The 8,183-nt window shown below is 34.8% G+C and carries 9 protein-coding genes, 1 pseudogene and 1 other annotated feature; of the genes and pseudogenes, 7 read left to right on the top strand and 3 right to left on the bottom strand.

What is annotated here, in order from left to right; genetic code table 11:
* Positions 1-357 precede the first annotated feature (357 nt).
* Positions 358-1,605: a YecA family protein gene (locus tag DBX25_RS01705; RefSeq protein ID WP_108669059.1), complete on the top strand. Its 1,248-nt coding sequence runs from the start codon at positions 358-360 to the stop codon at positions 1,603-1,605.
* A gap of 241 nt (positions 1,606-1,846) precedes the next feature.
* On the opposite strand, the gene gltX is transcribed toward DBX25_RS01705, so the two are convergent.
* The 3 genes and pseudogenes from gltX to DBX25_RS01720 form a co-directional block, all read right to left on the bottom strand.
* On the bottom strand, positions 1,847-3,520 hold the full coding sequence (gene gltX / locus DBX25_RS01710; RefSeq protein ID WP_108669060.1) for a glutamate--tRNA ligase: 1,674 nt from the start codon (positions 3,518-3,520) through the stop codon (positions 1,847-1,849).
* Positions 3,521-3,567: 47 nt separating this feature from the next.
* Positions 3,568-3,806 (bottom strand) — a binding site (T-box leader).
* Positions 3,807-4,018: 212 nt separating this feature from the next.
* The gene (locus DBX25_RS01715; protein WP_108669061.1) at positions 4,019-4,477 is read right to left on the bottom strand and encodes an NUDIX hydrolase; all 459 of its coding nucleotides are present in this window, start codon (positions 4,475-4,477) and stop codon (positions 4,019-4,021) included.
* Between the two features lie 68 nt (positions 4,478-4,545).
* Positions 4,546-5,070, bottom strand: a pseudogene (locus DBX25_RS01720) (P-loop nucleotide/nucleoside kinase family protein).
* A 186-nt stretch (positions 5,071-5,256) separates the two neighbouring features.
* Here DBX25_RS01720 and DBX25_RS01725 point away from each other — a divergent pair.
* The 6 genes from DBX25_RS01725 to DBX25_RS21030 all read left to right on the top strand — a co-directional run.
* Positions 5,257-5,661, top strand: coding sequence for an NUDIX hydrolase (locus DBX25_RS01725; protein ID WP_108669062.1), 405 nt, complete (start codon positions 5,257-5,259; stop codon positions 5,659-5,661).
* Between the two features lie 88 nt (positions 5,662-5,749).
* Positions 5,750-6,271 (top strand): GNAT family N-acetyltransferase, encoded by a 522-nt coding sequence (locus DBX25_RS01730; RefSeq protein WP_108669063.1) that lies wholly within the window; start codon positions 5,750-5,752, stop codon positions 6,269-6,271.
* A 26-nt stretch (positions 6,272-6,297) separates the two neighbouring features.
* On the top strand, positions 6,298-6,837 hold the full coding sequence (locus DBX25_RS01735; protein WP_108669064.1) for a ribonuclease FAU-1 family protein: 540 nt from the start codon (positions 6,298-6,300) through the stop codon (positions 6,835-6,837).
* Positions 6,838-6,873: 36 nt separating this feature from the next.
* On the top strand, positions 6,874-7,350 hold the full coding sequence (locus DBX25_RS01740) for an NUDIX domain-containing protein (protein ID WP_108669065.1): 477 nt from the start codon (positions 6,874-6,876) through the stop codon (positions 7,348-7,350).
* Positions 7,347-7,814: an NUDIX hydrolase gene (locus tag DBX25_RS01745; protein ID WP_108669066.1), complete on the top strand. Its 468-nt coding sequence runs from the start codon at positions 7,347-7,349 to the stop codon at positions 7,812-7,814. Before DBX25_RS01740 ends, DBX25_RS01745 begins: the two co-directional genes overlap by 4 nt.
* Before the next feature lie 32 nt (positions 7,815-7,846).
* On the top strand, positions 7,847-8,183 hold a 337-nt coding region (locus DBX25_RS21030), incomplete at its 3' end, for a histidine phosphatase family protein (RefSeq protein ID WP_240620132.1).

The raw sequence follows: 8,183 nt of genomic DNA on the forward strand, positions 1-8,183 counted from the left end.
AGAACCAACAAAGGATTTTCAAAGATTAAAAAGTGTTCAGCGCTAATGAGCAAAAAGTGTCCAATCGGGGTTGACGGTTACAATTCATCCACCTTTTGTTTTTAATTCATTTTATTGCTGATCAGAGAGAAAATGCTTATCGGAAAAATAGAGTAACATTTTTTACCATTCAAGTTGATGTTTCTTGATAAAAAAAGAGCGTACATCAGAGGAATTGCGCTTTTGTTATTTCACGCTTCAAAATGAAGAAGGAAATAGGTATAGTATTTGTTAGAAGCTGAATAACCGATTGTACGCTTTTACTTCTCAGTATTTCTAAATGGGGAAGTGACAGCTTATTTAGATAAGGAGTAGAATATGGATAAACTAGATAAAAAAACAAGGAATAAAATTATAAATGCGATCCAAGGTGCAAAAGAGCATACGCGACAGTTACAGGTGAAACGGGAGGAGAAAATCTGGAAGATGATTGAAACACCTTGTCAGCTTATCAATGTTTTAAACTTGCTGACAAAGGATGAATTAGATGATATCCGTAAACAGCTTAGGCTTAAAGGTATGAGTTCGTTAAAAAAAGGAGAGTTGGCAGCTGAACTTTCACACTCGATCCCTTCCCATTTTGAACAAGTTTTATATACATTAGATCAAGAACGAACGGACTTAATCCAACAAATTTTCAATAATTCTGGAATGTTACATATTAGTGATGAATTTCCGATATCCAAAATTACATCAATGATGGGTTTGGGTATTATTTTTCCAGTCCTAAATGATGGCCAAAAGCTATTAACAATTCCTTTGGAGCTGATCAAACAATTTGAAAAAATTAATCAGGTAGAGCTTCAAAACCGAATACGCCAAAATACTGATTGGATTCGTTTGACCCATGGGATGCTGTATTATTATGGGGTTATGGAGACTTCCGAACTAATTGATCAGATCAAAGCATTAACAAAACGTGAAGTTAATATTAAGGAGTATTTTGATGTTATATCATCTGCTAGTGAATATTATGGTCAGATAAGGGCATCTATTTCATCATATGGTGGATACATGGTAAATCATAGTATTTTTAATGCCGAAAAAATGATGGAGGAGCACAAAGCGAGACCTGATATCAATTATTACCCATTTACTAAAATACAGCTTTTAAAGGCAGGAACTCCAGGTTTCATCGATAAAACTCCTGAAATGGAAAAGTTCCTTCAATTTCTGTCGAATTCATATGAATTGACGGTTCAAGAAAAAAATGAAATCGCCTCTCAATTCATATATATGATTAACTCAGATGCGCACCCGACGATGTTAATACAGTATTTGCAAAGTAAATTCGAGTTTCCTTCCTTCGAATTTGTACAACAATTAACAGCATTTGTCATGGAAGTTCATAATCATACACGTATGTGGGCATTGAAAGGATACTCACCGACAGAATTACGTAAAAAAGAGGAAAGACATTTACAACCCTTTCCAGCTTCAACTTATAAGCAAACTAAGAACAATTCAAATGTAATTGATATTCGTGACCGGTTTAAAATTGGACGCAATGATCCTTGCCCTTGTGGAAGTGGAAACAAGTATAAGAAATGTTGCGGGAATCAATAACGGGAAAAAATTGCATTAATCCCATGTGAAACGGAGCATTTTATTGAAGATTGCTTTTAAACTTTTTTTCAGCACTCGAGGTAGATAGTTAAGAATGAATCTAGCATTAATAGCCGTGAACAGTATTACAAATAGTGGTAAAGCGTAGGTTGGTGCTAGTGGTTAATCTGGAATATATGACTAAGTAAATATAGTTAAAATGACCGGGAAAGTAATATCCGGTCATTTTTTTGATATGCTTTTAAGTTGTCTGAATGGAATCACCGAAAAATGTCTTCATTCTTGAAAGAACCTTTTTTTCGCCCATTACTTTCATGATATCAAACAAATCAGGTGTATTAGTTCTGTTAGTGAGAGCGACCCTAATGACCATCGCTACATCTCCAATATGCCCCTTGTAATGGTCAGGATTGGCTTTATATTGCTTCATATCTTTTGCAAATCCGAGCTCCCCAGCAAGTTCTTTCATTGCCTGGAACCAAGCCTCTCTTTCATTATTAGACCTATAAGTTTTGCTGAAACCTAGTACAATTTCTTGCGCAACATCCAAACTTACATTTGTAGGTAACTTATAGCCATTAAGCACATCCTTTTCAAACCATTCATCATAAAAGAAAGCAATCATTGGCTTCACATCTGACCATTTTGAATAATCTTTTCTCGGTTTATCAAAGGCTCTACCTATATTTAGAATGTTTACAGTGTAATTTTTATTCTTGTCAATTAAACTATAAAGCTCAGTATCAAATTCCTTTGACCAAGTATATAAATGGTCAAATACTTCTTTACCCGTGAGCCTGGAGATAACTTCCTTGCTGATGTCATCCAGTTTATTCATGTCAAATAAAGCACCACTGGCATTCATTTTATCCGTATAGATAAAAAAGTTTCTAAATGATTGATGTGGGTTTGCAATCCTCCATTCTTCAAAGTTGGAATTAATGAGATTCATGAAGTATTCACTTATAGAGACTCCCGGGTATCCTTGTTCTTTGTAATACTCTGCGGTACCATCAAGATCCTTTCGTTTACTAAATTTTCGTTTAGAAGCTCCGACTTGCTTCATGATGGGAGCAATATGTCCGAATTCCGGTATTCTAAAACCTAAGGTTTCAAACAATTGAATATGGATCGGCACTGAAGAAAGCCATTCATCACCCCTAATGACATGGGTTGTACCCATCAGATAGTCATCTATGGCATGAGCCAAGTGATAGGTTGGTAAACCATCCGTTTTCATTATCACAATATCTTGGTTATTTTCAGGTATCTCAATCGGACCTTTCACCAAATCATGGTACGTTATTCTCCTATCTGATGACCCTGAAGTTTTAAGTCTAATAACAAACGGTTTACCATTTAAAATCTCCTCCTTAGCTTGTTCAAAAGTTATATCTCGATGTTTCGCCCATTGACCATAGTATCCTGTTGTTACTTTTAGATCCTGTTGGCTTTTTCTTATCTTTTGTAAGTCGTCTGTATCACAGAAGCAGGGATACGCCAATCCATTTCGTACTAAATGCTTAATAAATACGTGATAGATTTGCATTCGGGAGCTTTGTTTATAGGATCCGTAAGCCCCCTTATCGTCGCCTGAAAGCTGAGGTCCCTCATCAAAATGAATCCCAAAGTATGTCAATGAATTAATGATGTTCTCGAGGCTGCCTTCTATTTCACGCTTTTTATCTGTGTCTTCGATACGAAGAAAAAATACTCCATTACTTTGATGGGCTAGTCTTTCCGATATTAAAGTTGCGTAAAGCCCGCCAATATTCAATGAACCCGTTGGGCTCGGTGCAAAACGTGTTACCAAAGCAGATGAAGGTAAATCTCTTGGCGGAAATAGTGAATAAATATCAGCAGGTACATGCCTGACATCCGGAAATAACAGTTCTGCAATGTTCTCATTTAACACAATCTTTTCCTCCTTTAAGTACAAAATAAAAAAGCCCTTCATCCTTTATAAAGGACGAAAGGCTAGCTTCCGCGTTACCACCTAAATTGGTTAAAAACCCGCTCATAATGCAGCAACTTATTTTCTTGCTGCACAATTCTTTAACGGGAAATTTCCGGTAGACTTACTCCAATTTTTCAGTCAACTGCTCCAAGGCTTCTTTCATTAAGCTCGAATACCCATTTTCACCAGCATGTGCTCTCTAAGATTCGAGTAATTAATTACTCTTCCTTTTCATTGCATTTTACAATATGTGGATATTATTAGTGATACGATAATACATTTTAACCCAATTGTCAACAATCTAATTCGGACTTTGAAAAAGGTGTCAGGTACCCCTCATGGACAAAATCAAATGATTTGTCCATGAGGGGTACCTGACACTGTTTAAGGGGATTCTGCTGCTTTATTTCATTTTTTTGAGCGAAAAAAGGAATCGTTAATGACAGGAGATATACATCACCTATACTTCAATTTATTAATGTATTCTTGTAAAATTGGCAAATCAGGTGGACTAATATTGGTTGGTAGGCTGTTTAAGTCAAAAAAAGATAAAGCTTGAACTTCACTTTCATCAACAACCAAATCACCATCATAATCATTACATATGTAAGCTGTTACTACATTATAAACCTCATCGCCATGCGGATATTTATAGTAGAATTTTTCTCCGGAGAAAACATTAAATAACTGTAATTTATTTGCGACTAAACCCGTTTCCTCCCATAATTCTCTCTTTGCTACTTGTTCCAAAGTTTCACCCATCTCCAAAGAACCTCCTGCTAGTCCCCAGCAGTTATTGTCCTTTCTGAGCTGCAATAATATCTCATGATTTTTATTTAGTAGAATTACACATGCTCCCACCATAATGAGAGGACGACTTCCAACCACTTTTCTTAAATCCATAATATAGCCCATTTATTGCCTCCATTTAAAAGACTATGCTGCCATCCTAAATATGGCACATGTCACTTGCGTAAGAGTCTTTATTCCTCTATGTACTGCATAACAGTTTGAATGTAACCCTCTAAAGGTTGGCCAGTGTCTACAACCAAGCACTTATGTTCATTAGGTTTTTTACTATTATTAATCGTGTATTTAAAAGCTTCTTCAGAGGAGATCTCTGTTATTTGGCTGATCATTTTTTCGCGATTTTTTAATCGAAAATTTATTTCATGACTGTCATCAAGGTAGCATTCAACATATTTGTATTTAACATTATATTTTTTAGCTAAACCAGTTCCCTTTACAATCAATTCTTCATAAAAGCAAGGAGAGTCGAATATGACATTTTGTCCTTGTGATAGGTGAAATTCAATCAAAGACCAGTCTATATTGTAAGAAATTTTAGCGGCTAGCTTTCAGTCAATTGGAACTCCATCAATGGAATTTAAAAGGGCAGATTTTACAATATCATGGTCAATGATTACTGCACCTGTTCTTTTACCGATTTGTCGAGCAAGCGTGGACTTACCAGATCCAGGATGACCTGACATTTGAACAAAAAACATTATAAATACCCTTCCTTCCAAAAAAACGATAAATATTTCACGCGAAATTTTAAAATTTTTTCTTTGATTACCATTCTATATATTTGTCTGGATTTCCTTTATTTACTACGGATCATTAAAGTAATTTGAAGGAATTTCCATAAAAAAACAGAATAGTTTCATTAATGATATGAATAGGGTGATTCTTTGAAAACTTGGTATGGTTCAGCTGGAGTTTGTATAAATGATAAATCAGATATTCTTATGGTTCTACAAGGTACACCAGAAGAAATTAAAACTTGGTCCATTCCTTCGGGAGGTCTGGAACAGGGCGAGACGTTTGAAGAATGTTGTAAAAGAGAAATCGAAGAGGAAACAGGTTATATTGTTAACATTGTTCAGGAGTTACAAATAAAAAAAGGATTTTACGAAGAGCATGATTTAAATTATGAGGTCCATTACTTTTTAGTTCAGGTTGTTGGTGGCAGCAGAAAAATCCAGGACCCCGATCAGCTTATTTATGATATTCGTTGGGTATCAGTAGACTCGCTTAAAACATTAGAATTAACATTTCCGGAAGACAGGGAATATTTAATAAGCTTTATCCAATAAAATGAATTCGTAAAATAAATTCTTTTAGAACAGAGAAGAGTTGTTGTTTAACACATTACTTTCTGGTCTAAGTTGGTGGGGAATACAAATGATCATTAGAAAAGCAAAATTATCGGATGCACAAGGAATTGCAAAGGTTCACGTAGATTGTTGGAGAACAACATATAAAAACATTATTCCAAACGAGTTTTTAGATAACCTGTCCTATGACCAGAGGAAAGATTTATGGATAAGGAATATATCTAATGAACAGAACTATGTTTTCGTAGCTGAAAATGATGAGGGGCTTATAATTGGATTTGCAGATGGCGGAAAAAGAGAAACAAATAAAGTGGATCATTCAGGTGACTTAACCTCTATCTATGTCCTTCAAGAATCTCAAGGCATAGGAATAGGGAGACAACTTGTTCAGCAACTATTCTCAAAGTTAGATGAGTTGGGATATAAAACTATTTTTGTAGAAGTTTTAGAAGATAATAAATCACGATTTTTTTATGAATCACTTGGTGCAGAATGGCTTAGAACTGAAAAAATTAAAATTGCTGGTGCTGAATTGAATCTATTAGTTTATGAGTGGAAGGATATAAGATCAGCTTTGTTACATAGATAAACAATATTGTATGTGGGGATGAGGAGTTGGAAAGGAAGTTTGGCGACCGTTCAAAGTGGAAACGAATTCTAAAACGAAAATATGCGCAGTCATTTATTGATACAAAAGAGTTTAAGGGATATATAACTCTATTAAATACGATTAAAGTTATGAAACCACTATGGGTCAATTATGGGGAAAAAAGTGTTTGTATTGTGCATGATGGTTATATGTGGCTGCAACAATTCCCTTTGGAGAAAAACCATTCGGTGACAACCATGTTTGATGCTAATGGAGAGATCGTTCAATGGTATATAGATATTTGTTATAAAAATTCAATCGAAAACAATGTTCCATATTTGGATGATTTATATCTAGATATTGTTTTGTTACCGAATGGGGAGGTAATTGTAAAAGATGCCGATGAACTTGATGAGGCATTTTCAAATGGATTAATCGATAAATCTCTTTACGATTTGGCATGGGAAGAACTAAACCACCTTAAAGCCCTAATAACCAATAATCATTTCGAATTGATAAAGTTGTCTAAAACCCACAAGAATATTTTGATTGATAAATTAAATTAGTTTTATTCTCTAATGGGGAAAATTGGGGGTTATTCATTGAATTCCACTAAGAATAATGGATTTAAGTTTCTTGATTTTATTAGTGTAAAAGAAGATGAAATAGAAGATTATTATCCTATTGCAGGCTCTTACGCAGTATTAAAAAGCTTAGGTAAATATCTTTTATGCTACAACACATGGAGAAAACAATGGGAGTTACCAGCAGGAAAAAGGGAAGAAAACGAATCACCTAAGGAATGCGCAATTAGAGAGCTTTACGAGGAAACAGGCCAAAGTGTAGATGATTTGGAATTTAAGGGATTATTAAAGGTGAAAAATCTATCAAAAAATAACGTGAAATATAATCCTGTTTATTTTGCTACTGTCGAAAAAATACACCCCTTTCTACCGAATAATGAAACATCTGAAATTGTATGGTGGAATTTAAAGGATGATATAGGAACAATAGATGAAACTGATTATACATTTTTGACTACATTATCAAGTCTTGAACAAAAGAGGAAATTACAATGAACGATTATATTAAATCAATGAGGAAGTTGATTGGGCATGAAACGCTGCTAACTGTTGGATGCGGTGCAATCATAGTTGATCAGTTTGGGAGAATTTTGCTTCAACGAAGAACGGACTTAGACATTTGGGGTATTCCTGGTGGGATTTTAGAGTTAGGTGAGACTTTCGAAGAAACCGTTAGAAGAGAGGTCCGCGAAGAAACTAATTTAATCATACAGAGTGTAAATTTGTTTGGTATATATTCTGGAAAAAATGGTTTTGCACAATATGGGAATGGAGACAAAGTATTTAGTGTACAGATTATTTTTTATGTCGAATACTACGAAGGTAATTTACAATCGAATAACGAAAGTCGGGAACTGGTCTTTTTATTTAAAAATGAGATACCTGATAACCTGAATCCACACCAAGCCCCATTTATCATAGACTGGATTAATGGTGTGAATCTCCCAGTAATAAAATAAAAACTCTTAATTAACTAAAGGAGAGAATACATATTACAAAAATATGCTTGATAAGACATGGTGAAACAGATTGGAATTCTTTAGGTAAGCTTCAGGGAAGAACGGATATTGCCTTGAATAAGCAAGGAATTCTTCAAGCAGAGGAATGTAGGCAGTTTCTAAAAGAATCTAAGTGGGACTTAATCGTAACAAGTCCATTATTAAGGGCAAAACAAACAGCTGAAATAATAAATCAGGACTTTAATGTTCCCCTAATTGAGATGAAGGAATTCCTAGAACGGGATTACGAGGACGCTGAAGGTATGACTATTAATGAGCGAGAGAAAGCTTTTCCAGATAAAAAATATCCAAATCAGGAAGATAGGTTGT

It is taken from the genome of Peribacillus acanthi (assembly GCF_003073175.1).
Taxonomy (GTDB): domain Bacteria; phylum Bacillota; class Bacilli; order Bacillales; family DSM-1321; genus Bacillus_BN; species Bacillus_BN acanthi.

Coding starts and splice junctions, on each gene's coding strand:
- DBX25_RS01705 (WP_108669059.1), top strand. CDS start 358: ATGGATAAACTAGATAAAAAAACAAGGAATAAAATTATAAATGCGATC.
- DBX25_RS01715 (WP_108669061.1), bottom strand. CDS start 4,477: ATGGGCTATATTATGGATTTAAGAAAAGTGGTTGGAAGTCGTCCTCTC.
- DBX25_RS01730 (WP_108669063.1), top strand. CDS start 5,750: ATGATCATTAGAAAAGCAAAATTATCGGATGCACAAGGAATTGCAAAG.
- DBX25_RS01745 (WP_108669066.1), top strand. CDS start 7,347: ATGAACGATTATATTAAATCAATGAGGAAGTTGATTGGGCATGAAACG.